Here is a 24,782-nt window from a genome sequence, read left to right as displayed (position 1 = left end):
GACTAGGCATGGGCGGTCTCCCGGCCGGACGGACTCAGGGGGCCGCGGGGCCGCGACGCCGATCCGGTGCGGACCGTCCGCGGGGACCGGCGGCCGCGCGGCCGCTCGTGGACGTGGAAAGCGGCCCAGCAGACGGCCAGGGCCGCCGCGAACACCGGAAGCCACAGCAGCCGGGCGGCTATCCAGCCCGCCGTGCCGGGAACCGTGTGCAGGCCGGGCAGGTCGGACGGGGCCAGCAGCCCGAGAGCGGTGACGGACATCATCGCGGTCTGGTGCCAGAGGAAGACGGTCATCGCGGACAGGTTCATCAGGGCCACCTTCGCCCAGGTCCGCGGCCGGCTCCGCATGGCCCCCGCCAGCGGACCGCGCACCAGCAGGGCCAGCCCGCACTGGGCCAGCCCGAAGGCCACGGCGGCAAGCGTCGGAGGGTTCAGGTTGGACACCGCCGCCCCGGGCACCCCCACCATCGACGCCGGATATCCACCCCACAGGACCAGTGCGGCGGTGGCGGCCGCGCCCCCGCCCAGCAGCAGCAGGGCCGGACGGCGCCGGGTGAACGAGCCCCCGGCCCAGGCGGCGCCCAGGGTGTAGGGGACGAGCCAGCCCGCCGCGACATTGACCCAGCCGATCCACTCCGGCCCGCCCAGGCCGAACCTCCACACGTCGACGCCCGCGACCACGGCCACGGGCCACAGCGGGCTGAGTCGGGCCACCAGCGGGGTGGCCGCGGTCAGCGCGGCGAACACCAGCAGGAACCACAGCGGCGACCACACCAGCCGGAGCAGGGTCCGGACGGTGTCCCACTCCGCGCCGCCCAGCATCAGCCCGGCCGCCACGACGGCCCACAGCACGAGCACCGCCGCCACCGGACGGAACAGCCGGCCCAGCCGCCGGCCGGCCCAGCTCCCGTACGTGATCCCGCGCGCCCGCGCCGCCGCGTAGCCGTGGGCCGCGACGTGCCCACCCACCAGGAAGAACACGGCCAGGGTCTGGAACACCCAGGAGACCGGCGCCAGCCAGGGCATGTGGGCCAGCGGACTCGTCCCGCGCAGACCCCCGTCCGTACTGGTCAGCGAGGTCACGAGCCAGTGCCCGAGGACCACCCCGAGGATCGCCAGCGCCCGAAGGGCGTCCACGGACCGGTCCCGGTGGGCCGGGGTCGCGCTGTCCACGCGGTCCGCGAGGTCCGCCCAGCGGCGGTGCAGCCTACGCATGCGGGGCCTCCGTTCCGAGGACGACGCGGGCCAGGCCGACGAGGGACTCGGTGCCGGGCCTGAGGTAGTCGCTGTGCCCGGCGGAGCCCGCCGCGAAGGGGCGCGCCCCGAACGCGGGATCCACCGGATCGGTGCCGAACCCGACCCCGCCGAGCCGGACGTGGGGAACCCCGCCGATCCAGTCACCGGAACCCCGCCCGGCCCACACCCGGGCGGTGGTCGGCAGCTCCGAGACGGAGGCCGCTCCCGTGCCCGGGCTGCCGTACAGGGCCATGTCCGTGACCTCGGGACCGGTACGGGTCCGCCCGCAGACCACCGAGCCGTACGAATGGCAGAGCAGGGAGACCCGGGCACCGGCCGGGATCAGGCCCCGCAACCCGGAGAGGAAGACCCGCAGTTCGGCCGCGGCCCGGTCGGCACGGGCGGCGGTCAGGACGGTGGTGCTCACCGTGGCCGGCGTGTCGTAACCCAGCCAGGCCACCACCGCCGAGCGCGGATGCTCGGCCCGGAGCCGCTGCTCGAGGGAGCGCGCCCCCTCGCGGAAACGCTGGTAGGTGTCCAGGTTCGTATCGGAACCCGGTACCAGGACCGCGATCCGGTCCGCACCGCCCAGATCGCCGAACACCTCTATCGCGCGGCCCTGTCCGCGGCCGTCGAAGGCGAGGAACTGCGCTCCGGAGCCCGCCATCTCGCGCAGCCTGGACGCCCGGCCGTCGTGGCCCGCGTCCGCGGCCGTCCGCGCCGCCTCGGTGATGCCGGCGAGGGCGGCCGCGTACCGGGTCTGCGGGGTGGCGGACTCGGGGACGGCACCCGGCACCGGTGCCGGGATCCGCGGGGACGCGGCGGCGGACACCGGGAGCACGACGGCCGCGGCGACGAGACCGGCGAGCAGGGTGCGGCGGAGACGGTTGCCAGTGCTCATGTCGGGTTCCTCTTCCTGTCCTTCGCCCCAAGGACGGGCAGGTGCCCGCTCCCGCGAACGAAGTTAGGAATCGGGACCCCTCGTCGGCGTCACGCTGCGGAGCGGACCTCAGAGGTGGCTCTCAGGTATGACCGGCAGTACCCGAGAGCCAGCGCACAGCCGCTCTCCACCGGTTCACGAGCCCGGCGCCGACGCACCAGCACCCCGCCCCGCAGCAGCGCCGACGGCAAACGGGCCTGCTGGGGCCGCCGGTTAGGGTCTAGGGATGAACGACACCGACTGGCGCCGCGACCGCATCGGCAGCGCCCACCGCGGCGAGAACCCCACCGTCCTGCGCCGCCTCGACGCCGGATTCGCGGTCATCGGGGACCGGCAGTTCCTGCCCGGGTACTCGGTGCTGCTGACCGACGATCCCGCCGTGACCCGCCTCTCGGAGCTGGCCCCGGCGCGCCGGGTCGCCTACCTCACCGACCTGGAGCGGCTCGCCGAGGCCGTCGAGCGCGCCTGCGCGCGGCTCGACCCGGCCTTCCGCCGCGTGAACATCGAGATCCTCGGCAACACCGACCCGTACCTGCACGCCCACATCTGGCCCCGCTACGACTGGGAGCCCGAGGACCTCGTCCGGATGCCGGTCTGGCTCTACGAGGACGAGGAGTGCTGGCGCGGCGACCGCCACGCGCTGGCACCCCGCCACGACGGGACGAGGACCGCCATCACCGAGGAACTCGACCGCCTGCTCGCCTAGGCCCCCTACCCGGGAGCTACGTCGAGGACGTGGCCACGCGCACGCCGAAGCCGATCAGGACGATGCCCGTCACCCGGTCCATCGTCCGGCGGACGCGCGGCCGCGTGAAGAACCGCCGCGCGCGCGACAGGACGTAGACGTACGTGCCCAGCCAGGCGAGCGTCAGCAGCACGTGGACCAGGACGAGGAGCGCCATCCCCGCCGCCGGGCTCAGGTCCGGCGGCGCGAGGCTGGGCAGCAGACCGGTGTAGAACACGGCGATCTTCGGGTTGAGGGCGTTGCTGACCAGGCCGGTGCGCCAGGCACCGCCCCGGCCGCGCGTGGTGCGGCCGCCCGGTTCGGGGGCGGCGTCGTCCAGGACGGCCCCGGCGCCCGGGCGGCGCAGGGACTGCGCGCCGAGGAAGCAGAGGTACGCCGCTCCCGCCAGCTTGACCACGAGGTACACCTCGGCCGAGGCGGCGAGCAGCGCCGCGAGCCCGGCCACCGTGAGGGCGCCCCACAGCAGCAGCCCGGCGGCGATCCCGCCGACGGTGCGCAGCCCGTCGGCCCGTCCCCTCGAGACGGCCCGCCGGGTCACGATGGCCATGTCGGGGCCGGGCACGAGGGTCAGCAGGGCGAGGACGCCGGTGGCCGCGGCGAGTTGCGTGAGCACACGGCTCAGTCTGCCACCAGGGGTTCGACGTAAACGGCTCTCCAGCGGGGCGCAGGGTCCTGTCCAGGGCTCGTCCAGTACTCGCGCGCTCCGACGACCTGTCCGTCGCGCACCGTCCACAGTGATACCGCCCGGTAGAGGACGTGGTCCTCGGGTATCTCCACCTCGGTGACGACGAGGTCTCCGTCCGCGAGGATGCGCAGGACCTCGACCGAGCCGATGGACCGCTCTTCGGCGCCGTCCGCGCCGCCCGTGCCGTCCGCGCCGACGGCTCCGCCCGCGCCGCCCGTGCCGTCCGCCTCGTCCCTGAGAACGGCGATGAAGTTGGTTCTGCCGACGATCCGCTCACCGCTGACCGGCCATTCGATGACCGCGTCCTCGGCGACGAGCCCGGCCACGCCGTCCCAGTCGCGTGCCTCGATCCGCTCCCACAGTCGTGCCACTACCTTCAAGGGCTCCATGTGCCGCAGTGTGCGATGGGCGCCTCGTACGCAACAAGGTCTGTTTGCAGGCTTATTGACTTCGACACAAACGGCTTCCCGCTACTCCCTGTCATACCTGAGAGGGGGGTTGGCTCCCCCGTCCAGCTCGCGGAGCAGGCTTCCGTCGGACAGCAGCAGCAGTCGGCTCCAGCCACCCGGGGTACAGGTGGGAGGGGTTCCGGAGGTGACGGTGGAGGCGTCGAGTTCCACCGGGTCCGGGGCGCTGCGCAGAGAGGCCCGCCAGGAGCAGGAGTACGCCGGGTTCTCGACCCGCAGGGTCATGACGGAGTCGCCGACGGCGCCGGGCGTGAGGGTGAGGCGCCAGCTGGTGGAGCCGGAGGTGGCCCGCCAGGTGCCGGCGTAGGCCTGCGGGAGCCGGCCCGCCGGGGTCCCGTTTCCCGGGCTGCCGGCGGCCGGAGCGGATGCGGAACCGGACCCGGACCCGGACCCCGATCCGGAAGCGGATCCGGGCCCCGGGGCGCCCGGACTGCCGGTGGCCGTCACCGGCGGCGGGGACGTGGGGTCCTCGCTCATCACGGCGTACACCGTGCCTCCCGCGGCCGCGGCGACGACGACCGCGACGGCGGCGAGGAACCCCGTCGACGCGGTCCCCGGGCGGGACGGGGGAACGGCGGGCGGCGGCCCGTAGGGGTGGTGGCCGTGGCCCGGGAAGCCGGCCGGGAAGGGAGTGGTGGCGGAGCCCGCGGCCGGCGCGGGCGGTAAAGGCGGGACGGCTGAGGGGGGAGGGGCCACCGAGGCCACCGTGGCCGCCGCGTCCAAAGGAACCAGAGGAACCGACGGGGCCACAGGAGCCACAGGAACCGACGGGGTCACAGGGGCCACCGGAACCGCAGAGCCACCCGGGACCGTCGGGGCCCACGGGGTGACGCCGCCCGGCCCCGCGCCGGGAGCGGACGCCGGCCCGGCGTCCTCGCGGTCGAGCAACCGCACGGCCTGCCGCCCCAGCTGCGCCACGAGCGGTGTCGGCAGCCAGGGTTCCAGGGCCCGCCCGTCGGACACCGTGTCGCCGGCCCCCACGCGGGCCAGGACGGCCTCCGGGTCCGGCCGCGCGGCGGGATCCTTGTGCAGGCAGTCCGCGACGAGCTCACGCAGCCCCGCCGGTACGCCGCCCAGGTCGGGTTCGGCCTCGACGATGCGCAGCAGCAGCGCGGCGGTCCCGCCGGGGTGTTCCGCGTCGCCGAACGGTAGCCGTCCGGAGGCCGCGTAGGCGAGGACGGCGCCGAGGCAGAAGACGTCGCAGGCCGGGGTGACCGGTTCGCCGCGCACCTGCTCGGGGGCCATGAACCCGGGCGAGCCGATGAGTTCGCCGGCCCGGGTCATCCCGCTGTCGGCGTCCTCCAGGGGGCGGGCGATTCCGAAGTCGATGACGCGGGGGCCGTCGAGGGTGAGCAGTACGTTGGAGGGCTTCAGGTCGCGGTGGATCAGCCCGGCGCGGTGGATGTCCTGGAGGGCGTACGCGAGTCCGGCCGCGAGGATCCGTACCGTGCGGGCGGGGAGCGGGCCGAAGTCGTGGGCCACGACCTGGCGCAGGCTCGGTCCGGCGACGTAGCCGGTGGCGAACCAGGGGGTCGCCGCCTCGGTGTCGGCGTCGAGGACGGGCGCGGTCCAGTCGCCGCCGACGCGCCGGGCGGCGGCGACCTCCTGGCGGAACCTGGAGCGGAACTCCTCGCGGAGGGCCAGGCCGGGGTGGACGAGCTTGACCGCGACGGTGCGGCCGCGATCGGAACGCGCGAGGTAGACCTGCCCCATGCCGCCGGCCCCGAGCCGGGACAGGAGGCGGTAGGGGCCGATGTGGTGCGGATCGGCGGGGTGGAGCTGTTCCATCGCCGGGTGGTCCCTTCCCCCTGGGCGGCCGGACGGGCCGAGCGTAGTGCGGTGCGGCCCGCGGCGGGAGGGAGCCGGCGGGCGCGCGGCCATGGCCACGGCCGCCCGCCGGGTTCAGGAGGCGTCCTCGTCCCGCGACGCGATGGCCGCGGGGTTCAGGAGGCGTCCTCGTCCCGCGACGCGATGGCCGCGGGGTTCACGAGGCGTCCTCGTCCCGCGACGCGATGGCCGCGGGGATCACGAGGCGTCCTCGTCCCGCGACGCGATGGCCGCGGGGCTCAGGAGGCGTCCTCGTCCTCCGACGCGATGGCCGCCAGGGCCGCCGAGAGGCGTTCCAGCGCGGCGGCCGTCTCGGCCAGGCCGGCTTCCCCCAGGGCCGCCGTCAGCCGGGTCGCCAGCTCCGCGTGGCCCGGGTCGATGCGGGCGATCGCCGCGCGGCCCGCCTCCGTCGGGCGGAGCAGCTTCGCGCGCCGGTGGGCCGGGTTCCGGACGTACTCGGCGAGACCGTCGGCCGCCAGCAGGTCGGCGACCCGCTGCACGCTCTGCCGGGTGATCCCCATGGCGCGGGCGATGCCGGCGACCGGCAGGGGCTCCCGCAGTACGGCGCCCAGCACCTGCCAGCGCGCGGCCGTCAGTCCGGCCGGGCGGGCCAGTTCCTCCGAGACGGAGAGGAACTGGCCGTTGAGCCGGAAGACGCCGAGCGCGGTGCGGCTGAGGAGGTCCTGCCGGGCCGGCACGGAGAGCGGGTCAGGCATCGCCCGCCTCCGCGGCCGCCATGAGGACCGGGAACGCGCTCGCGTCGGAGTCGTGGAAGAGCCGGTACCAGGCGTCGAGCACGTCCGGCTTGTACACCCCGAGCCGGGCGAAGACCTCGCGGGCGAAGGCCACCGGCTCGGTCGGACCGGCCGTGATCAGGTCGCCCGCCGTCACGGCGTCGGCCTCCGCGTACTGCCCGGCGCCGCCGTACCCGGGCTGCCCCGCGAGGTAGGACGCGGCGGCGCTGGTGTGCGGGCGGTCGTCCAGCAGGCCCTCCCGCGCGAGGCCCGCCGTGGCTCCGCAGATGGCCGCGACCGGCACTCCGGCCGCCAGGAACTCGCGGGCTTTGGCCGCGAAGGGGGCCAGGTCGTCGCCGGTGTCCCAGAGGGCGGCGCCGCTCAGGACCAGCAGCGAGGAGTCCTCGGGCCGCAGGTCGGCGAGGGACAGGTCGGGCAGGATCCGGACCCCGCCCATCGTGGTCACGGGGGTGCCGGCGGCCAAGCCGACGGTGCGGATCGCGTGGCCGCGCTGGGCGAGGTGCGCGGTGGTGTGGCCGGTCTCCCAGTCCGCCCAGGTGTCGTAGACCGCGAGGTGGACGGGCTTGGCGGGGGTCTCGGTCATGGTGCTCGCCTCCGGACGCAGGACGAAGTTTATGACAGTAGGCTGTCATTTTGGGAGTGTGCTGTCAATGACCGCGCCGGCAGACAGACTGCCGAGAGCCGCCCCCCACCCGCATACAGTCCGCCGATATCCCTTCCGACCTGCGCACTTCTAGCGTGACCGCATGACCCCTCATGTCACCGGCGCGTCCGTCAAGGCCGCCGACCGCGCTCACGTCTTCCACTCGTGGTCCGCCCAGTCCCTGATCGACCCGCTGGCCGTGGCCGGCGCCGAGGGTTCGTACTTCTGGGACTACGACGGCAACCGCTACCTCGACTTCTCCTCCCAGCTGGTCAACACCAACATCGGCCACCAGCACCCCAAGGTGGTCGCGGCCGTCCAGGAGCAGGCCGCCAGGCTCTGCACCCTGGCGCCGGGCTTCGCCGTGGACGTCCGCTCCGAGGCCGCACGCCTCATCGCCGAGCGCACCCCGGGCGACCTCGACAAGATCTTCTTCACCAACGGCGGCGCCGAGGCCGTGGAGAACGCCGTCCGCATGGCCCGGCTGCACACCGGCCGTCAGAAGGTGCTCTCCGCCTACCGCTCGTACCACGGGGCCACCGCCGCCGCGATCAACCTGACCGGCGACCCGCGCCGCTGGCCCTCGGACACCGCCTCCGCCGGTGTCGTCCACTTCTGGGGACCGTTCCTCTACCGCTCGCCCTTCCACGCCACCACCGAGGCCGAGGAGTGCGAGCGCGCCCTCGCCCACCTCGCCGACACGATCGCCTTCGAGGGCCCGCAGAGCGTGGCCGCGATCATCCTCGAGTCGGTGCCCGGTACGGCCGGGATCATGACCCCGCCGCCCGGCTACCTGGCCGGCGTGCGCGAGCTCTGCGACCGCCACGGCATCGTCTTCGTCCTGGACGAGGTCATGTCGGGCTTCGGGCGCACCGGTGCCTGGTTCGCCGCCGACCACTGGGACGTCACCCCCGACCTGATCACCTTCGCCAAGGGCGTGAACAGCGGCTACGTGCCGCTCGGCGGCGTCGCCATCTCCGCCGCCATCGCCGAGACCTTCGCCACCCGCCCCTACCCGGGCGGGCTGACGTACTCCGGCCACCCCCTGGCCTGCGCCGCCGCCGTCGCCACGATCAACACCATGGAGGAGGAGGGCGTCGTCGCGAACGCCGCCCGCGTCGGCGCCGAGGTGATCGGCCCGGGGCTGGCCGACCTCGCCGAGCGGCACCCCTCCGTCGGGGAGGTCCGCGGGCTCGGCGTCTTCTGGGCGCTGGAACTCGTACGCGACAAGGAGACGCGCGAGCCGCTCGTCCCGTACAACGCCTCGGGTGCCGCCAACGCCCCCATGGCCGAATTCGCGGCCGCCTGCAAGGCGTCCGGGCTGTGGCCCTTCGTCAACATGAACCGGACGCACGTCGTCCCGCCGTGCACCGTGACGGAGGCCGAGGCCAAGGAAGGCCTGGCCCTCCTCGACGAGGCGCTGACGGTGGCCGACCGCCACACGGTCGGGGCGTGAGGGTCCGGACAGCGGGCGACATATCCGCATACCGGCTCTAGACCGCTCGGTTTCGGCCGCGTTGCCTGGCCTAAGGTGTCCGAAGTTCTACGGAGGAGACGGACCCTTATGCCAGGCAGCCGGAGCGGAGGTGTCACCCGCAACACGCTTCGGCAGCAGATAGCGGACGCGCTGCGTGACGAGGTGCTCGCGGGGCGTCTCCCTCCGGGGACCGAGTTCACGGTGAAACAGATCGCCGAGCAGTACGAGGTCTCGGCCACCCCGGTCCGCGAGGCGCTGGTCGACCTCTCGGCGCAGGGACTGCTGGAGTCGGTGCAGCACCGGGGATTCCGGGTGCGGGTCTACACCGTCGACGACTTCCGGGGGATGATCGAGGCCCGGACGCTGGTCCTCGACGGGATCTTCCGGCGGCTCGTCGAGCGCGGCGCCCCGCTCGGCACGGGAGAACTGCTGGTCTCCGTGCGCCGCCGTGCGGAGGAGGCGCGGCGGGCGGCGCGCAGCGGTTCGCTCGAAGTGCTGATCGGCTACGACCTGCGCTTCTGGCGGGAGCTGAGCGAGCTGGTCGGCAACCCCTACATCTCGGACTTCCTGCACCGCATCCGCGTGCAGTGCTGGGTCTTCTCGGTGCCCCACCTCCAGGAGGCCCCCGAGCTGCGCGCCGCGCTCTGGGACGGGCACAACGAGCTGGTGGACGCGGTGACGCTGGCCGACGCCGACGAGGTACGGCGCATCGTGCGCGCGTACAACCAGCACGGGCTGGACTGGGCCGCGAGCCTCTGACGCCGCCGGCCCGCCCGGCTAGGTCCCCCCGCACCCCTTCGCGGAGCGTGTCCGGAGCATTACCCTGGCCCGATCGGCGGCAACGACTGATCGGAGCCCACGTGGCCTGTGACCTGTGGCTGGTCCCTCTTGTCGACGTGCTGTGCCACAGCCCCGACAACCCCTTCGCGGAAGAGATCGCCTCGTACGACAAGGCGCTGGGCGAGGCGGGTCTGCCGTCGGTGCCCGTGTTCGCGTACATGCCGGGCCTGAGCGGGGACGTGGCCCCGGTGGCCGGCTTCGACTACGACGCCCTGCACTTCCTGCGGCGGGCGTACCTGCTCCAGGTCTGCGGGCTGCCGGTGACGCCGGTGGACGAGCTGGGCGGGGACTACGAGCAGCTGCTGGAGATGTTCGAGGGCACGGCGCAGCAGTCGCACCTGGTGTGGCACTACGACCACGCGGGGGCGTACGTCCCGGTGGACTTCGCGGCTCCGCTGGCGAACGAGGAGCTGCTGGCCGGGGGCGGCCCGCTGGGCTCGGCGCAGGGGCTGCTGCGGGAGCTCGCCTTCGTCGCCCCCGCGATCGGGATAGACCCGGCGAACCCGCCCGCCGCTCCGGCGCCGCCCGGGGGGCCGACCTCGCTGGAGGAGCCCGCGGGACCCGTGCCGTACGACGAGAGCCCCTTCGCCCGGGAGCGGCACGTGTGGCTGGGCCTGCACGCGGCGGCGACCCGCAGCCTGGGCCAGGGCTCGATGATCATCTTCAGCTGACCCGCCTGACCCGCCTGCCCTGCCTGACCCGCCTGACCCGCCTGCCCTGCCTGACCCGCCTGACCCGCCTGACCCGCCTGCCCTGCCTGACCCGCCTGACCCGCCTGCCCTGCCTGACCCGCCTGACCCGCCTGCCCCGCCCCACCGGTGCACCGGCGCGCCGTCCCGAGAGCGGCGCGTCCCCGTGCTCAGCGCGGCTGCTCCGGGGGCCGCTGCCGGGGCATGTTGGGGCGGGTGCCCGGCGGCAGCGGGAAACGGGCCGGGGGGACGCCCGGGTCCGGGCGGGCGGGCGCCCCGGCCAGGGACTGCATCAGAAGCGGCGCCGACCCGGCCCGGAACTCCACCATCCAGTCGGCCGTCTCCGAGCGCACGAGCTCCGTGATGTCCTCCGAGAAGCGGCGCAGCACCGTCAGGCACCGCTCGGCGGCCTCACTGGCCGTCCCCTCGGTGGGTCCCAGTACCTCGCGCACGTTCTCCGAGGCCCAGTCGAACTGGAGCGTCTGCAGCCGCCGCTGCACGGCCTGCGCCGTCGCCACGTCCCGCATCCAGCCGGAGGTCAGCCCGAAGAACCGGTCGCAGGCCAGGCAGGCCGCGGCCAGCAGCAGCGACAGGTAGCCGTACGAGGCCGCGCCCGGGGCGGAGCCCGTCAGCTCCAGCAGCGGCATCGCCGCGCCCGTGACGGCGCCGACGGCCGCGCCCGCCCGCAGCGTCCGCGCGCCCCGGCGCTTCCAGGCCCGGTCGGACAGGTACCACTCGGCCGTGCGCAGCGCATCGGCCTCCACCCGCCGGTAGAGCTCGTCGAGCCGCTCGGCGGGCTCTCCCCAGTCCCCGAGAGGGAACGGCCGCCCGGTGAGGTCGCCGTCCTCTGCGGGATCCCGGGGTGGCCCCTCGGGCTGCATCTCCGGCTGACTCACCCGGCACTCCCTCTGCCTGCGCTGACGTGTGATGCGCGTGTGCGCAATGGTGCGCATGCTCTTCCTACCTTCGAATGACACGCGATGGACAACGAATCCCGCGTTTTCCGCCCGCAAGGAGGGCTTCATCAGGGACGCGCACGCCCGGCTTCTCACCCGAAAGAGTTGGTCCTCCCGGCGTAGGGCGCGGCGCCCGGGGAGCACGTAGGCTCGGATTGACCGAGCCTTCCCCGAAGGCGATCCGCAGCCGTTGTGACGTACGGAGTGAGTACCTGTGATTCCCGGTGGTGGCCAGCCCAACATGCAGCAGCTGCTTCAGCAGGCCCAGAAGATGCAGCAGGACCTCGCGGCGGCCCAGGAGGAACTGGCCGTGGCGGAGGTCGAGGGCCAGGCCGGCGGCGGTCTCGTGAGGGCGACCGTCACCGGTTCCGGCGAACTGCGCGCCCTCGTCATCGACCCGAAGGCCGTGGACCCGGAGGACACCGAGACCCTCGCCGACCTGGTGGTCGCGGCGGTCCAGGCGGCCAACGAGAACGCACAGGCGCTCCAGCAGCAGAAGCTGGGGCCGCTGACCCAGGCGCTGGGCGGCGGCAGCGGCATCCCCGGTCTGCCGTTCTAGTCCCGCCGCCCGGCAGACCTCCCGCCGCCCCCAGACCCAGACCCCCGCGGAGACCGGCGGATCCCCGCGAAACCCCGCGAAACCCCGTAGACACCCCTCCCGCCCGACACGAAAGAAGGCAGTCCGTTGTACGAAGGCGTGGTCCAGGACCTGATCGACGAACTGGGCAGGCTGCCCGGCGTCGGGCCCAAGAGCGCGCAGCGGATCGCCTTCCACATCCTGCAGGCCGAGCCCACCGACGTGCGGCGCCTGGCGCACGCACTGCTGGAGGTCAAGGACAAGGTCAGGTTCTGCGCGGTCTGCGGGAACGTGGCGCAGGAGGAGCGGTGCGGGATCTGCCGTGACCCGCGCCGGGACACGACGGTCATCTGCGTGGTCGAGGAGCCGAAGGACGTCGTCGCGATCGAGCGGACCCGGGAGTTCCGGGGCAAGTACCACGTCCTCGGCGGGGCGATCAGCCCGATCGAGGGCGTCGGACCCGACGACCTGCGCATCCGGGAGCTGCTGGCGCGACTGGCGGACGGGACGGTGACCGAGCTGATCCTCGCGACCGACCCGAACCTGGAGGGCGAGGCCACCGCCACCTACCTCGCCCGCATGATCAAGCCCATGGGCCTGAAGGTCACCCGCCTGGCCAGCGGGCTCCCCGTCGGGGGAGACCTGGAGTACGCGGACGAGGTCACGCTCGGGCGGGCCTTTGAAGGAAGGCGACTTCTCGATGTCTGACGCAACGCTGCACGCCCAGGGCCAGGATCCGGACGACTTCGCCGTCCAGATCGCGGACCAGATCGAGTCCTTCATCGTCGCGGTCACCGAGGTGGCCAAGGGCGAGGACCCGGACAGCGCCGTTCCCTTCCTCCTCCTGGAGGTGTCCCAGCTGCTGCTGGCGGGCGGCCGGCTCGGCGCGTACCAGGACGTCCTCCCCGAGGAGCGCTACGAGCCCGACCTGGGCCCGGAGCCGGACGTGGACGACCTGCGCGAGCGGTTCGCCCTGATGCTGGAGCCGGTCGACGTCTACTCCGAGGTCTTCGACCCCTACGAGCCGCGCAAGGCCCCGGTCGCGCACCGGATCTCCGACGACCTGGCGGACGTGGTCGCCGACCTGCGGCACGGGCTCATCCACCTGCAGGCGGGCCGGGTCACCGAGGCCCTGTGGTGGTGGCAGTTCTCCTACTTCACCAACTGGGGCCCGACGGCCTCCGCCATGCTGCGCGCCCTCCAGTCGCTGATCGCCCACGTCCGCCTCGACCAGCCGCTCGCGGCCCTGGACGGCCTGGACACGGACGAGGACATGACCGAGGACGACCTCGCGGAGCAGGCCGGCGCGGTCATGGCCGAGGAGCTCGGGCAGCTGGGCCGCAAGTAGCGGGCGCGACGACCGGGTGGTTCCGGCCGGTTCCTGGTGGTTCCGGCCGGTTCCTGGTGGTTCCGGCCGGTTGATGGTGGTTCCGGCCGGTTGATGGTGTCCGGGGGCAACCGTTCCGCTGATCTTTTCATCTCATGATGTGGCACGAGGCGGTCGGATCCCGGCCGCTCGTTAGACTGCACCAGCAAATGAGACGGACCGAGCGAGGAGCGCACGTGGGCCTTGTCGTGCAGAAGTACGGAGGCTCCTCCGTAGCCGATGCCGAAGGCATCAAGCGCGTCGCCAAGCGGATCGTGGACGCCAAGAAGAACGGCCACCAGGTGGTCGTCGTGGTTTCCGCGATGGGCGACACGACGGACGAGCTGATCGATCTCGCCGAGCAGGTATCCCCGATGCCTGCCGGGCGTGAATTCGACATGCTGCTGACCGCCGGAGAGCGGATCTCCATGGCCCTGCTGGCGATGGCGATCAAAAACCTGGGCCACGAGGCCCAGTCGTTCACGGGCAGCCAGGCGGGCGTGATCACCGACTCGGTCCACAACAAAGCGCGCATCATCGATGTGACGCCGGGCCGTATCCGCACCGCGCTGGACGAGGGCAACATCGCCATCGTCGCCGGCTTCCAGGGAGTGTCCGCGGACTCCAAGGACATCACCACCCTCGGCCGGGGCGGCTCGGACACCACCGCCGTCGCGCTCGCCGCGGCGCTGGACGCCGAGGTCTGCGAGATCTACACCGATGTCGACGGCGTCTTCACCGCGGACCCCCGCGTCGTGAAGAAGGCCCGGAAGATCGACTGGATCTCCTCCGAGGACATGCTGGAGCTGGCGGCCTCCGGCTCGAAGGTGCTCCTGCACCGCTGCGTCGAGTACGCGCGCCGCTACAACATCCCGATCCACGTCCGTTCGTCCTTCTCCGGACTGCCGGGTACCTGGGTCAGCAACGAGAAGCCCGAGTCGCAAGGGGACGAGCAGGTGGAGCACGCCATCATCTCCGGAGTCGCCCATGACGTCTCCGAAGCCAAGATCACCGTCGTCGGCGTTCCGGACAAGCCGGGCGAGGCCGCGGCGATCTTCCGCGCCATCGCGGATGCCGAGATCAACATCGACATGATCGTCCAGAACGTGTCGGCGGCCTCCACGGGCCTCACGGACATCTCCTTCACCCTCCCCAAGACCGAGGGCCACAAGGCCATCGACGCCCTGGAGAAGGCGAAGGCGCAGATCGGCTTCGACTCCCTGCGCTACGACGACCAGATCGGCAAGATCTCCCTGGTCGGCGCGGGCATGAAGACCAACCCGGGCGTCACCGCCTCCTTCTTCCAGGCGCTGTCCGACGCCGGGGTCAACATCGAGCTGATCTCCACGTCCGAGATCCGCATCTCGGTCGTCACCCGCCAGGACGACGTCAACGCGGCCGTGATCGCCGTCCACACGGCCTTCGGCCTCGACTCCGACAGCGACGAGGCCGTCGTCTACGGAGGCACCGGACGATGAGCCCGCACCGGTCGGCCCCGGCGCTCGCCGTGGTCGGGGCGACCGGAGCGGTCGGATCGATCCTGCTCCAGATCCTGTCCCAGCGGGCGGACGTCTGGGGCGGCATACGCCTGATCGCCTCCCCGCGCTCGGCCGGCCGGATGCTGGCCGTCCGCGGCGAGGAGACCGAGGTGGTGGCGCTCACCGAGGACGCCTTCGAGGGCCTCGGCGCCGGCGACGTCGTGCTGTTCCTGACGCCGCCGGAGGTGTCGGCGCGCTGGGCCCCCGTGGCCACCGCGCGCGGCGCCGTCGTGGTGGACCAGTCCGCCGCCTTCCGGGAGGACCCCGGGGTGCCCCTGGTGGTGCCCGAGGTGAACGCCCACGCCGTACGGAACCGGCCGCGCGGGATCGTCGCGGGCCCGGACTGCGTGACCGCCGCGATGATCGCCGCCGTGGGCGCGCTGCACGCCGAGTACGGGCTGGCCGACCTGGTCGTCTCCTCCTACCAGGCCGCGAGCCGGGCGGGCCGGGCCGGCGCGGAGGCGCTGCGCAGACAGCTGACCCAGGTCGCCGGCAGTCCCCTCGGGGAACTGCCCGGGGACGTACGCCGCGCCGTGGGCGAGGACACCGGGCCGTTCGCGGCGCCGCTCGCGCTGAACGTGGTGCCGTGGTCCGGCGAGCTGCGGGCGGACGGCTGGTCCTCGCACGAGCTGGCCGTACGGGCGGAGACCCGGCGCATCCTCGGCCTGGAATCGCTGCCGGTCGCCGTGACCTGCGTACAGGTCCCCGTGGTGACCGGGCACTCCCTGACGGTGCGGGCGCGCTTCGAGCGGGAGGTGGCCGCGGTGCGCGCCCGGGAAGTCCTGGAGGCCGCGCCGGGCGTGGTGCTCGTCGACGACCCGGCGGCGGGGGAGTTCCCGACCCCGGCCGACGCGGCCGGGACCGATCCGGCCTGGGTGGGGCGGCTGAGGGGCTCGCTCGACGATCCGAGGGCCCTGGAGTTCTTCGTGTGTGCGGACAATCTACGCAAAGGCGCGGCATTGAATGCGACTCAGATCTCGGAACTGATCGCGGGTGAATTCGCGTAATTCGCTTTGTAGGATCGGTGGCGATCCCTTGATCAAGGTGATGGTCCGACTGCCGCCTGGATGAACGGGGCAATCGGGAAGAGCGGGTACGCATGAAGGCAATCGGAAAATTGCTGAAGACTCTGCCTCGCGCGTACAACCCTGACGGGGGGACGCGTGTCCAACGGGCGTGGCAGAGGCACTGTTGGACGTGGCCGTCCTACCGGCGCGCAGCGGGATCGTCGGCTCGCGGCGGCGCCCAGGCGCGCCCGGCGGCGGTTTCCCCGTGATCGTGCCCGTCCCGCCGGCCAGCGTGCCGCACCTCGCACCGCCGACCCGGGGCGGCCGCGTGCCCTCGCCCCGCGATAGCGCGGACACCCCGACGAGCCCGCAGACGGCCGGCGCGCTCCCGCCGGAGGCCTTGGTACCGGCCGATACCGCAGCCGTCGGGGATGCCGGTGACGTCGGCGATGTCGGCGAGCGGCCGGTCGTGGCCGGTACCACCGTCGACCACCTCACCGAGACCTACCAGGCCCACTACCGCTCCCTCCTCGGCCTGGCCGCGCTCCTCCTCGACGACACCGCCTCCTGCGAGGACGTGGTCCAGGAGGCCTTCATCCGCGTCCACTCGGCCCGCAAGCGGGTACGGGACCGCGACAAGACCCTGGCCTATCTCCGTCAGACCGTGGTGAACCTTTCGCGCTCCGCGCTGCGCCGCCGCATCCTCGGGCTCAAGCTCCTGTCGAAGCCCATGCCGGACATGGCCAGCGCGGAGGAGGGGGCGTACGACCAGCTGGAGCGCGACGACCTGATCAGGGCGATGCGCGGACTCCAGCGCCGTCAGCGCGAGGTGCTCGTCCTGCGCTACTTCGCGGACATGACGGAGGTCCAGGTAGCCGAGACGCTCGGCATATCGCTCGGCTCGGTCAAGGCGTACGGATCGCGGGGCATTGCCGCGCTGAGGGTGGCGATGGAGGCTGCGCAGTCATGAGGGACGACCGCACGAACCCGCCCGGCCCCGCCGGGACGGTCACGGCCGACGAGCAGGCGCTGCGCGGCCTGCTGGCCGGGGCCGTTCGTGGACTGGAGCCTTCCGAGGGTGCCCTGGAACGGCTGCGGCACGCGGTGCCCGCCCGCCGGGCCCGTAAACGGCAGGCCCTCCTCGCCACGGCCGCCGCTGCGCTGCTCGCCGGCACCGCGGTCCCGGCCGCGCTGCACCTGGGCTCCGACGAGGGGACGGCGGCCGGGCACTCGGCCATGGCCGGTCACGGGCAGTCGCAGGACGGCAAGCCGGGCGACCTCTCCGGCCCCCGCGGGAACGACTTCGGGGACGTGGCCGGGCCCCGGCCGGTGGCGTCCGCGGGCACGGGCCGGGACGCCGGCGCCGGGCGCCCGTCCCCCCGGGCGAGCGGCTCCCCCTCGGGCGGCGCGGTGGCGGGTCCCTCCAGCACCGGAACGGGCGCCCCCGCCGACGGCGCCGGCCACGGCCCGCTGCCGCCCCTGGGGGCCGGGCCCGGAGCGCCGGGGTGCACGGCCGACCAGCTGGGCGTGTCGGGCAGCGCCCGGCCGCCCGGGAGCGACGGCAAGGTCTACGGCAGCTTCAAGGTCACCAACGTCTCCGCCCGCGGGTGCACGGTCTCCGGCCCGGACACCGTGACGGCCGCCTCGGTGGCCCCCGCCGGCCCGCCGCCCGCGCAGGCGGCCGCGCCGCCGGTGACGGTGACCGGCCACACGGCGGGGGACCCTGCGAGCGCGCTGCTCCCCGACCCGTCCGCCGAGGCACCGGTCGTGCTGCTCCAGCCGAACAGTGCCTACGAGGTGCGGTTCGCCTGGGTGCCGTCCGCCCAGTCCTGCCCGGCGGCCACGCCCGGCCCGTCGCTCAAGCCGCAGCCCGCCAGCGGAGAGCAGGGCGGTGCCGCGGGCGGCACGGCCGGCGCCGGCGAGCCCACGGGCGCGGACGAGGCGCCGGCCAAGGACCCGCAGAGCGGTTCCGGGAACCCTGAGGGTGCCGGAGTGGAGGTTTCCCACGTCCCGGGCACGGGTGCTCCCGTCACCCAGACCACCATCCCGGAGGCCTGCGGCGGCACGGTCTACCGGACGGGGCTCATTCCGCCGGGCGCGCCGTAGCCGGTGCCGGTTCCCCGGCCGGTGCCGGTGCCGGTTCCCCAGCCGGTGCCGACGCCGGTTCCGCGGCCGGTGCCGACGCCGGTTCCCCGGCCGCCCGCGCCGCCGGGGCAGGAGCCCCGGCCGGCAGGAGCCCCGCCTCCGCGTCGCGCAGGGTCTCCACCTCGCGCCGGTAGAGCCGGAACCACATGAAGAGCACGAAGACGACGAAGACGAACCACTCGCCGGTGTAGCCCAGGTTCTGGAAGGCCTTCAGGTCCAGCCCGGTGTTGGCCGGCGCCTTCGCCGGCACCGGGGTCATGCCGTCCGCCGGCGTCGGCACCGTCAGCCAGGCGTCGTACAGCGGATCGTGCACCAGGTTGACCAGCGTGGCCGCACTGATCACCCCGAGCTGGCCCGGCGGCAGCCCGCCCTGCGCGTGCACGCCCTTGGTGCTCGAGCTCTCCGAGGACTGGAGGGCCCCCGTCACCTCGACCCGCCCGGCCGGCGGGGCCGGTGCCTTCGCCGGGTCCGCCGTGCCCGGCAGCCAGCCCCGGACCACGGGAATCGTCTTGCCGGAGTCGGCGCGCAGCAGCGTCAGGACGTAGAAGCCGGGCTTCCCGTCGAGTTCCCGTTCGGGGACCAGGAGCTGCTGTCCGTACTCTCCGGCCGTGGAAGCGAGCTGTCCGGAGGTCGTGGTGTCCACCGGGAGCAGCGAGTCCAGCGGGGCGGCCGCCCGGCTGGCGGGACGCTCGGCCGCCGCCTCCTTGTGGCTGCCGACGCGGTCCTCGAACCGGCCGAGCTGCCACGTCCCCATGAACAGGCAGAAGGGGATGGCGAGCGCGACGAAGACGTTGATCCCCCACCAGCGCGGGGTCAGGAGAAACCGGTGCACCCCACCAACGGTACGGGGGCTGCACCGGCGCTCCGGTGCCGGGTCAGCGCGGCAGGCCCCGCGGCAGGTGCTTGAGCGCGAATTCCAGGTCCATCCGGACCTGCTTGATGCGCTCCTCCACCACCAGCGAACCGTGCCCCGCGTCGTACCGGTACACCTCGTGCACCGCGCCGCGCGCCGCGAGCCGGTCCACGTAGTTCTCGATCTGCCGGATCGGGCAGCGCGGGTCGTTCACGCCCGCCGCGATGTGCACGGGCGCCTTCACCGCGTCCACGTAGGTCAGCGGCGAGGACGCCTCGAAGCGCTCCGGGACCTCCTCCGGGGTGCCCCCGAAGAGGGTGCGGTCCAGGGACTTCAGGGCCTCCATCTCGTCGTGGTACGCCGTCACGTAGTCCGCCACCGGTACGGCGGCCAGCCCGACCGCCCAGTCGTCGGGCCGCACGCCGATGCCCAGCAGCGTCAGGTAGCCGCCCCAGGAGCCGCCGGACAGCACCAGCCGCGCCGGATCCGCGAGGCCCGAGGTCACGGCCCACTCGCGGACCGCCGTGATGTCCTCCAGTTCGATCAGGCCGACCCGGTGCTTGAGGGCGTCGGTCCACTCACGGCCGTAGCCCGTCGAGCCCCGGTAGTTGACCCGCACCACCGCGAAACCGTGGTCCAGCCAGGCCGCCGGGGTCGCGGCGAAGGCGTCGGAGTCGTGCCAGGTGGGACCGCCGTGGATCTCGAAGATCGTCGGGAACGGGCCGTCCCCGTGGCCCACGGGCTGCTGGGCGAGCGCGTGGATCCGCCCGCCGGGTCCCTCGACCCACACGTCCTCCACCGGTACCGAGCCGGGCGGACGCATGCCCGGAGGGTCCAGGACGACGCCTCCGGCCGTGGACCGTACGGCGGCCGGTTCGGCCGCCGAGGACCACTGGTACTCCACCGTGCCGTCCGGGCGCGCCGTCGCACCGGACACGGTCCCCGGCGGAGTGTCCACCCGTACGAGTTCCCGCGCGGCCAGGTCGTAGCGCCACAGCTCGCTGCGCGCCTCGAAGTCGTGCGCGATGAGCAGCGCGGTCCCGTCCGGGTACCACTCGGCGCTCACGTCGCCCGGCAGGTCGATGGCCAGGTCCTCCTCGGACCCCGTGGCCACGTCCCACACCATCGGCTCCCAGCGGCCGCGCCGCTGGTGCCCGACGAGCAGCCGGGTGTCCCCGGCGACCGGGGCGAAGCCGAGCACCTCCAGGCCGAGTTCCTCGGTGCCGCCCCGGGAATCGTCCAGTTCCGCGACGGTGGCGCCGTCGAGGGTGACCACGCGCAGGGCCGAGTGCATGGCGTCGCCGTGCTCGGTGTGCTCGATCGCGAGCAAGGTCCCGTCGCGGGACAGGTCGCCGACTCCGGCGGACTCGCGGTGCCGGTAGATCACCTCCGGGGCCCCGCCGCCCGGGCGTACGACGTGGATCGTGGTGCCGTCCTCGTCGGTGGACCGCCCCACGACCGCCGTGCCGTCACGGCCGATGGCGAGCCCGGCCGGATAGGCGGGCTCCAGCCCGGGCGTGGCGGGCTCGTCGGGTCCGCCCGCGAAGGGCTGGCGGACCCAGGTGCCGAACTCGTCGCCGTCGGTGTCGGAGAACCACCAGATCCACTCCCCGTCGGGGGAGAGGGCGCCGTCGGTCGTGCCGTTGGGGCGGTCGGTGGCCTGCCGCTGCGTACCGGTGGCCCGGTCCCAGGCGTAGAGTTCGTAGGTCCCGGTGGCGTTCGAGACGAAGAGCGAGCGGTCCGGGGCGTCCTCGGCCCAGTCGGGCAGTCCCACGCGCGGCGCCCGGAAGCGCTTCTCCCAGTCGGGCATCCCGGAAGCGGAGTCGGTGCCGGGGGTCAGGTCGCTGTCGCTGGTCATGCGCTCCATTCTCACGGCTCGTGCCGCACCGGGCGGCCGGGATGCCGAGTGCGCCGAACGGGCGCATGGTGGTGTGCGTACGACGAGCGTTTCCGAGAGGGTGTTGATCATGGCCAAGAAGGCTCGTACCGGGCACCACGGCCACCAGGATTCCGAACGCGCGCTGGCGAAGAACACGGCGGCCGAGGCACGCGCCAAGGCGGCGGGCAGGGAGGCCCAGTCGCTCTCGGCGAAGACGCGCGGCATGCAGCAGAAGGCACAGGCCAAGCGGGGCTGAGCCCGGCACCCGTCAGTCGGCGCGTTTCACGTGAAACGAGGGGTGTGCGTTGTTTCACGTGAAACGCCGGGCCGCGTGCGTACCCTGGGCCGCATGCGGATGATCGTCCGAGGAGCCCGGCTGCTGCACGAGCACGGCCTGTCCGACGTCGAGGTCAACGAGGACGGCCGGATCGCCCGGGTGATCCCGCACGACGACCAGAAGGAGCCGCCGGCCACCGGCGTGCTCATCGAGGCCCACGGCGGACTGCTCACCGCCCCCTTCGTCGAACCCCACATCCACCTGGACACCGCCCTGACCGCCGGGCAGCCCCGCCCGAACGTCTCCGGCACGCTCTGGGAGGGCATCGCCTGCTGGAGCGAGCGCAAACGGACCCTGACCCGCGAGGACGTGGTCGCGCGGGCCACCGAGGTGCTGCGCTGGCAGGCGGCCAACGGCGTGCTGCACGTCCGTACGCACTGCGACGTCACCGACCCGTCCCTCACCGCGCTCGACGCGCTGCTGGAAGTCCGTGACCGGGTGCGGGACATCATGACCCTGCAGATCGTCGCCTTCCCCCAGGAGGGCATCGTCTCCTTCCCCGGAGGCGAGGTGCTGCTGCGCGAGGCCGTCGCGCGCGGGGCGGACGTCGTCGGCGCGATCCCGCACTTCGAGGACACCCGCGAGGACGGCGTCGCCTCGCTGCGGACCGCCTTCGCGGTGGCCGAGGAACACGGCCTGCGCGTGGACGCCCACTGCGACGAGATCGACGACGAGCAGTCCCGCTTCGTGGAGGTGCTCGCCACCCTGGCCCTGCGCACGGGCCTGCGCGAGCGCGCCACCGCCTCCCACACCACGGCCATGGGCTCCTACAACGGCGCCTACAGCTTCAAACTCCAGCGCCTGCTGGCCCGTTCCGGCATCAACCTGGTCGCCAACCCCTTCGCGAACCTCAACCTCCAGGGCCGCTTCGACGCCTACCCCAAGCGGCGCGGCCTCACCCAGGTCAAGGAGATGCTGGCCGCCGGGGTCAACGTCGCCTTCGGCCACGACGACGTGATGGACCCCTGGAACGCGCTCGGCACCGCCAACCCGCTCCAGACCGCACTCGTCGGCCTCTACGCCGCCCAGCTCACCGGCGCCGACGACATCCCGCTCGCGTTCTCGATGGTGACGGACCGCGCGGCCCGCGTCCTCGGGCTGCCCCCTTCCGCGTACGGCATCGCGGCGGGCGCCCCCGCCTCCTTCGTCCTCCTCCCGGCGCCCGGCCCCGAGGAGGCGATCCGCCGGCAGGTCCGGCCCCGGTACGTGGTCTCGCGCGGCAGCGTCCTCGCCGAAACCCCGCCCGCACCGGCCCGGCTGTGGTGGCCGGGGGAGGCGGGCCCGTCGGAGGTGGACTTCAGCCCACGCGTCTAAGGTCGGTCCATGACGTGGACCCTTCACAACCTTGACTCGGACACGGCCCGTTCGGCCTTCGAGATCGCCTCGGAGTACGCCGACGCAGCCCTCCTCAACCACTCCGTGCGCTCCTACGCCTTCGGCGCCGAGTACGCGCGCGTGCACGGCCTCGCGTACGACGCCGAACTCCTCTACGTCAGCGCCCTGCTCCACGATCTGGGCCTGACCGCGCCCTTCGACAGCCACACCCTGCCCTTCGAGGAGGCCGGCGGACACGTGGCCCGGGTCTTCACGGCGGGCCTGGGCTGGCCCCCGGCCCGCCGCGCCCGCGCGGAAGAGGTCATCGTGCTGCACATGCGGGACGACGTCACCTCCGCCCAGGACGTGGAGAGCCACCTGCTCCAGGTCGGCACGAGCGCGGACGTGTCGGGCCTGCGCGTGCCCGACTTCGACCCGTCCTTCCTGACGGGCCTCCTGGAGCACTGCCCCCGCCTCGGCTTCGGCCCGTCCTTCCTCGCCCTGGTCGAGGACCAGGCGAGCCGCAAGCCCACCTGCGCGGCGGCGGCCTACGTCGCGGGCGGCGCGGCCAAGCGCATAGCCGCCAACCCGCTGGACGCGTAACGCCCGCCAGGCCGCCGCGTTGAGCGGTGCGTGAACCCCACCCACCCGTCAGCGCAGTACCCCTTCTCGGACGCGGCCACGCTGTCCTTCCGACCCCTGAGCTTCGCGCAGCTGAGCCGTGGCTGGGTCGTCGACGTCAGAGCCGCCGATCTCGTCCCGCTCGCGGCCTCCGTGGACAGCGCGCGCCGCCTTCGGGCCCGGCGGGGGTTCCTGACGGACAGCGAACCCAACCTCGGGCTGGCCGCGATGCTGCGTCACCGCCCCGCGGACTTCGGGTTCGTGGGGCACATCGTGCTGGGCGCCGATGCCGTCGAGCTGGTCCCCGAGCCGGGGGCGTTCTCCGATCACATCCACGTCATCGGGCCGGAGTGCATCGACGGACTGCAGCGGCTGCGGATCATCGCGGAAGCCGTCGGGTGCCTGCCGACCGCCAACCTCGAACAGGCCGTTCTCCGGGTCGAGATCCTCTGCGGCAAGGAGCGCCGACGGGCGCGGGTCCTGTACGACGCCGCCGATCGCTACCTGAACCCCTCGACTGCGCAGGACGGTCTGATCCGGTGCCCCCACGTCCTGCGGCTGATGGACGCGGACTGGGAGAAGGGCACGTTCGACCCGCGCCGCGGCGTCACCACAGGCCCACGCGGTGAGCACTTCACCATGGCCGAGGTGACCCAGTCCCTGGCCTGCCTCGCGCCCCAGCGCTCCCCGGCAGCAGCGCACCTGGCGGCCACGCCCGAGGGACGCGAGGCCTTGTGGGGCGGCATCGGCTCCGCCCTCTACGGGCAGCTGTTCCACGCGGGAGTGACGCCGCTCGGTGTCGTCCGCGCGATGGAGGCCTGGCAGCGGGCGCGGGCCGCTCTGGATTCCCTGCCCGGGCGGCTCAAGCGGGGGCACGGGCACCTCATCCAGTACGCCCCGGCCCTCGTGTGCTGGATGGCGTGCCGCCGGCTGCCCCTGGACGCGCTCCACGACCTCCGCTCGGGCTACCGGTGGGACGAGGCCATCTCGTTCCGGCTGCCCGCCGCGACGGAGGCTGCCGCCGAGCTCCTGGTGGGCCGCTACCGGGCCGTCCGGCCCGGCCGCGGCCCCTACAAGCCGGAGGCACCCACGATGGACCTGTGGCTCGAGCTCCTCGAGGGGGTCGCCCCCCAAGCCCCTCTCTAGAGCCCCCGCTCGATCATGGTGATCACGTCCTGGCCCGCCTCGTGGGCCTGCTCCGGGGTGATGCCGCGGAGCGGGCCGTCGATGATCAGGGAGGCCAGGCCGTGGACCGCCGACCAGGCGAGGAACTCCGCGCCCGGGCGACGGGACTCCGGCAGCACGCCGGTCTCCACGAGGGCGTCCAGCGAGGCGCCGAGCAGCTCGAACGGTGTGAGCCCGCCCGCCCCGGCGGCCGTGGCGTCGGCGGCGTACGTCATGTCGTCCGGGACGTGGAAGGCCGTCCGGAACCAGCCCGGCTCGGTCACGGCGAAGCGGATGTAGCCCGTCCCGACCGCCCGGAAGCGGGCCCGGGCCCGCTCGGCGGGGGTCCCGGCGGCGGGCAGCGCGTCGATCTCCGCCTCCATGGCCAGGGCCACCCGGGCCATCGCGGCCTGGGAGACCCCGTGCACCAGGGCGCCCCGGTCGGCGAAGTGGCGGTAGGCGGCGTTCGGCGACACCCCCGCGCGCCGGGTGGCCTCGCGGAGCGAGACGGAGTCCGGTCCGCCCTCGCGCGCCAGTTCCAGGGCGGCTTCGAGCAGTGCGTTGCGCAGGTTCCCGTGGCGGTAGGTGCTGCGTTTGGGCGGCGGAGGCGGTTCGGTTTCCGAAGGCATGGGCTCTCGATTCCTCGCTACATGTGGACGGCGTCAACTTCCAGGTATAGCCTATGAGCGCGATGTGGACGCCGTCCACATGACTGGAGGGGG

The 24,782-nt window shown here is 73.5% G+C and carries 26 protein-coding genes; 15 read left to right on the top strand and 11 right to left on the bottom strand.

Annotated features, from left to right (window positions below; genetic code table 11):
* Positions 1 to 2: 2 nt before the first annotated feature.
* The gene (locus tag ACZ514_RS10730) at positions 3 to 1,214 is read right to left on the bottom strand and encodes an acyltransferase family protein (protein WP_469124544.1); all 1,212 of its coding nucleotides are present in this window, start codon (positions 1,212 to 1,214) and stop codon (positions 3 to 5) included.
* Positions 1,207 to 2,136, bottom strand: a complete 930-nt coding sequence (locus ACZ514_RS10725; protein ID WP_469124543.1) for an alpha/beta hydrolase — start codon at positions 2,134 to 2,136, stop codon at positions 1,207 to 1,209. The genes ACZ514_RS10730 and ACZ514_RS10725 overlap by 8 nt, the downstream gene beginning before the upstream one ends.
* Before the next feature lie 265 nt (positions 2,137 to 2,401).
* On the opposite strand from ACZ514_RS10725, the gene ACZ514_RS10720 reads away from it, so the two are divergent.
* Complete coding sequence (locus ACZ514_RS10720; RefSeq protein ID WP_468163639.1) at positions 2,402 to 2,881, top strand: HIT family protein; 480 nt, start codon at positions 2,402 to 2,404, stop codon at positions 2,879 to 2,881.
* Between the two features lie 16 nt (positions 2,882 to 2,897).
* On the opposite strand, the gene ACZ514_RS10715 is transcribed toward ACZ514_RS10720, so the two are convergent.
* The 5 genes from ACZ514_RS10715 to ACZ514_RS10695 all read right to left on the bottom strand — a co-directional run bounded on the left by ACZ514_RS10715 (position 2,898) and on the right by ACZ514_RS10695 (position 7,237).
* Positions 2,898 to 3,533, bottom strand: a complete 636-nt coding sequence (locus ACZ514_RS10715; RefSeq protein ID WP_469124542.1) for a LysE family translocator — start codon at positions 3,531 to 3,533, stop codon at positions 2,898 to 2,900.
* 5 nt (positions 3,534 to 3,538) lie between these two features.
* Entirely contained in the window at positions 3,539 to 3,994 is a 456-nt protein-coding gene (locus ACZ514_RS10710) for a nuclear transport factor 2 family protein (protein WP_468699462.1), read from the bottom strand.
* An 81-nt stretch (positions 3,995 to 4,075) separates the two neighbouring features.
* Positions 4,076 to 5,860 (bottom strand): serine/threonine-protein kinase, encoded by a 1,785-nt coding sequence (locus ACZ514_RS10705; protein ID WP_469124541.1) that lies wholly within the window; start codon positions 5,858 to 5,860, stop codon positions 4,076 to 4,078.
* A gap of 278 nt (positions 5,861 to 6,138) precedes the next feature.
* The gene (locus ACZ514_RS10700; RefSeq protein ID WP_468163631.1) at positions 6,139 to 6,615 is read right to left on the bottom strand and encodes a MarR family winged helix-turn-helix transcriptional regulator; all 477 of its coding nucleotides are present in this window, start codon (positions 6,613 to 6,615) and stop codon (positions 6,139 to 6,141) included.
* Entirely contained in the window at positions 6,608 to 7,237 is a 630-nt protein-coding gene (locus ACZ514_RS10695) for a DJ-1/PfpI family protein (RefSeq protein WP_468163629.1), read from the bottom strand. Before ACZ514_RS10695 ends, ACZ514_RS10700 begins: the two co-directional genes overlap by 8 nt.
* 163 nt (positions 7,238 to 7,400) lie before the next feature.
* On the opposite strand from ACZ514_RS10695, the gene ACZ514_RS10690 reads away from it, so the two are divergent.
* The 3 genes from ACZ514_RS10690 to ACZ514_RS10680 all read left to right on the top strand — a co-directional run bounded on the left by ACZ514_RS10690 (position 7,401) and on the right by ACZ514_RS10680 (position 10,285).
* Positions 7,401 to 8,753 carry an aminotransferase class III-fold pyridoxal phosphate-dependent enzyme gene (locus ACZ514_RS10690; RefSeq protein WP_468699464.1) on the top strand — a complete coding sequence of 451 codons (1,353 nt, stop codon included), beginning with the start codon at positions 7,401 to 7,403 and terminating at the stop codon, positions 8,751 to 8,753.
* 108 nt (positions 8,754 to 8,861) lie between these two features.
* Positions 8,862 to 9,533 (top strand): GntR family transcriptional regulator, encoded by a 672-nt coding sequence (locus tag ACZ514_RS10685; protein ID WP_468163624.1) that lies wholly within the window; start codon positions 8,862 to 8,864, stop codon positions 9,531 to 9,533.
* A gap of 101 nt (positions 9,534 to 9,634) precedes the next feature.
* Positions 9,635 to 10,285 carry a hypothetical protein gene (locus ACZ514_RS10680; protein WP_468163622.1) on the top strand — a complete coding sequence of 217 codons (651 nt, stop codon included), beginning with the start codon at positions 9,635 to 9,637 and terminating at the stop codon, positions 10,283 to 10,285.
* Positions 10,286 to 10,473: 188 nt separating this feature from the next.
* On the opposite strand, the gene ACZ514_RS10675 is transcribed toward ACZ514_RS10680, so the two are convergent.
* The gene (locus tag ACZ514_RS10675) at positions 10,474 to 11,199 is read right to left on the bottom strand and encodes an SLATT domain-containing protein (protein ID WP_468163620.1); all 726 of its coding nucleotides are present in this window, start codon (positions 11,197 to 11,199) and stop codon (positions 10,474 to 10,476) included.
* A gap of 274 nt (positions 11,200 to 11,473) precedes the next feature.
* On the opposite strand from ACZ514_RS10675, the gene ACZ514_RS10670 reads away from it, so the two are divergent.
* From ACZ514_RS10670 to ACZ514_RS10640, 7 genes are all read left to right on the top strand, one after another.
* Positions 11,474 to 11,818 (top strand): YbaB/EbfC family nucleoid-associated protein, encoded by a 345-nt coding sequence (locus ACZ514_RS10670; protein WP_388933403.1) that lies wholly within the window; start codon positions 11,474 to 11,476, stop codon positions 11,816 to 11,818.
* Positions 11,819 to 11,944: 126 nt separating this feature from the next.
* Positions 11,945 to 12,544 (top strand): recombination mediator RecR, encoded by a 600-nt coding sequence (gene recR, locus ACZ514_RS10665; RefSeq protein WP_363057095.1) that lies wholly within the window; start codon positions 11,945 to 11,947, stop codon positions 12,542 to 12,544.
* Complete coding sequence (locus ACZ514_RS10660; RefSeq protein WP_468163618.1) at positions 12,537 to 13,184, top strand: DUF5063 domain-containing protein; 648 nt, start codon at positions 12,537 to 12,539, stop codon at positions 13,182 to 13,184. Before recR ends, ACZ514_RS10660 begins: the two co-directional genes overlap by 8 nt.
* A 215-nt stretch (positions 13,185 to 13,399) precedes the next feature.
* Complete coding sequence (locus ACZ514_RS10655; protein WP_007264986.1) at positions 13,400 to 14,680, top strand: aspartate kinase; 1,281 nt, start codon at positions 13,400 to 13,402, stop codon at positions 14,678 to 14,680.
* On the top strand, positions 14,677 to 15,747 hold the full coding sequence (locus ACZ514_RS10650) for an aspartate-semialdehyde dehydrogenase (protein WP_468699466.1): 1,071 nt from the start codon (positions 14,677 to 14,679) through the stop codon (positions 15,745 to 15,747). The genes ACZ514_RS10655 and ACZ514_RS10650 overlap by 4 nt, the downstream gene beginning before the upstream one ends.
* A 217-nt stretch (positions 15,748 to 15,964) precedes the next feature.
* Positions 15,965 to 16,717: a SigE family RNA polymerase sigma factor gene (locus ACZ514_RS10645; RefSeq protein WP_469124691.1), complete on the top strand. Its 753-nt coding sequence runs from the start codon at positions 15,965 to 15,967 to the stop codon at positions 16,715 to 16,717.
* Positions 16,714 to 17,853, top strand: coding sequence for a hypothetical protein (locus ACZ514_RS10640; protein ID WP_469124540.1), 1,140 nt, complete (start codon positions 16,714 to 16,716; stop codon positions 17,851 to 17,853). The genes ACZ514_RS10645 and ACZ514_RS10640 overlap by 4 nt, the downstream gene beginning before the upstream one ends.
* Here ACZ514_RS10640 and ACZ514_RS10635 read toward each other — a convergent pair.
* Positions 17,831 to 18,724, bottom strand: coding sequence for an SURF1 family protein (locus ACZ514_RS10635; protein ID WP_469124539.1), 894 nt, complete (start codon positions 18,722 to 18,724; stop codon positions 17,831 to 17,833). The genes ACZ514_RS10640 and ACZ514_RS10635 overlap by 23 nt on opposite strands.
* Positions 18,725 to 18,767: 43 nt before the next feature.
* A complete protein-coding gene (locus tag ACZ514_RS10630; RefSeq protein ID WP_469124538.1) occupies positions 18,768 to 20,603 on the bottom strand; it encodes a S9 family peptidase in 1,836 nt (611 codons plus the stop codon).
* 109 nt (positions 20,604 to 20,712) lie between these two features.
* Here ACZ514_RS10630 and ACZ514_RS10625 point away from each other — a divergent pair, with 109 nt between their 5' ends.
* The 4 genes from ACZ514_RS10625 to ACZ514_RS10610 all read left to right on the top strand — a co-directional run bounded on the left by ACZ514_RS10625 (position 20,713) and on the right by ACZ514_RS10610 (position 24,042).
* Entirely contained in the window at positions 20,713 to 20,880 is a 168-nt protein-coding gene (locus ACZ514_RS10625) for a hypothetical protein (RefSeq protein WP_388933421.1), read from the top strand.
* Between the two features lie 93 nt (positions 20,881 to 20,973).
* On the top strand, positions 20,974 to 22,275 hold the full coding sequence (gene codA / locus ACZ514_RS10620) for a cytosine deaminase (protein WP_468163603.1): 1,302 nt from the start codon (positions 20,974 to 20,976) through the stop codon (positions 22,273 to 22,275).
* Positions 22,276 to 22,284: 9 nt separating this feature from the next.
* Positions 22,285 to 22,878 carry an HD domain-containing protein gene (locus tag ACZ514_RS10615; RefSeq protein WP_469124537.1) on the top strand — a complete coding sequence of 198 codons (594 nt, stop codon included), beginning with the start codon at positions 22,285 to 22,287 and terminating at the stop codon, positions 22,876 to 22,878.
* Positions 22,879 to 22,908: 30 nt separating this feature from the next.
* Positions 22,909 to 24,042, top strand: coding sequence for a hypothetical protein (locus tag ACZ514_RS10610; protein ID WP_468163599.1), 1,134 nt, complete (start codon positions 22,909 to 22,911; stop codon positions 24,040 to 24,042).
* On the opposite strand, the gene ACZ514_RS10605 is transcribed toward ACZ514_RS10610, so the two are convergent.
* Positions 24,039 to 24,689 carry a TetR-like C-terminal domain-containing protein gene (locus ACZ514_RS10605; protein WP_468163597.1) on the bottom strand — a complete coding sequence of 217 codons (651 nt, stop codon included), beginning with the start codon at positions 24,687 to 24,689 and terminating at the stop codon, positions 24,039 to 24,041. The genes ACZ514_RS10610 and ACZ514_RS10605 overlap by 4 nt on opposite strands.
* Positions 24,690 to 24,782: the final 93 nt, after the last annotated feature.

The organism is Streptomyces sp. NPDC034086 (genome assembly GCF_055575515.1).
This window is presented reverse-complemented; position numbering and strand designations above follow the sequence as displayed.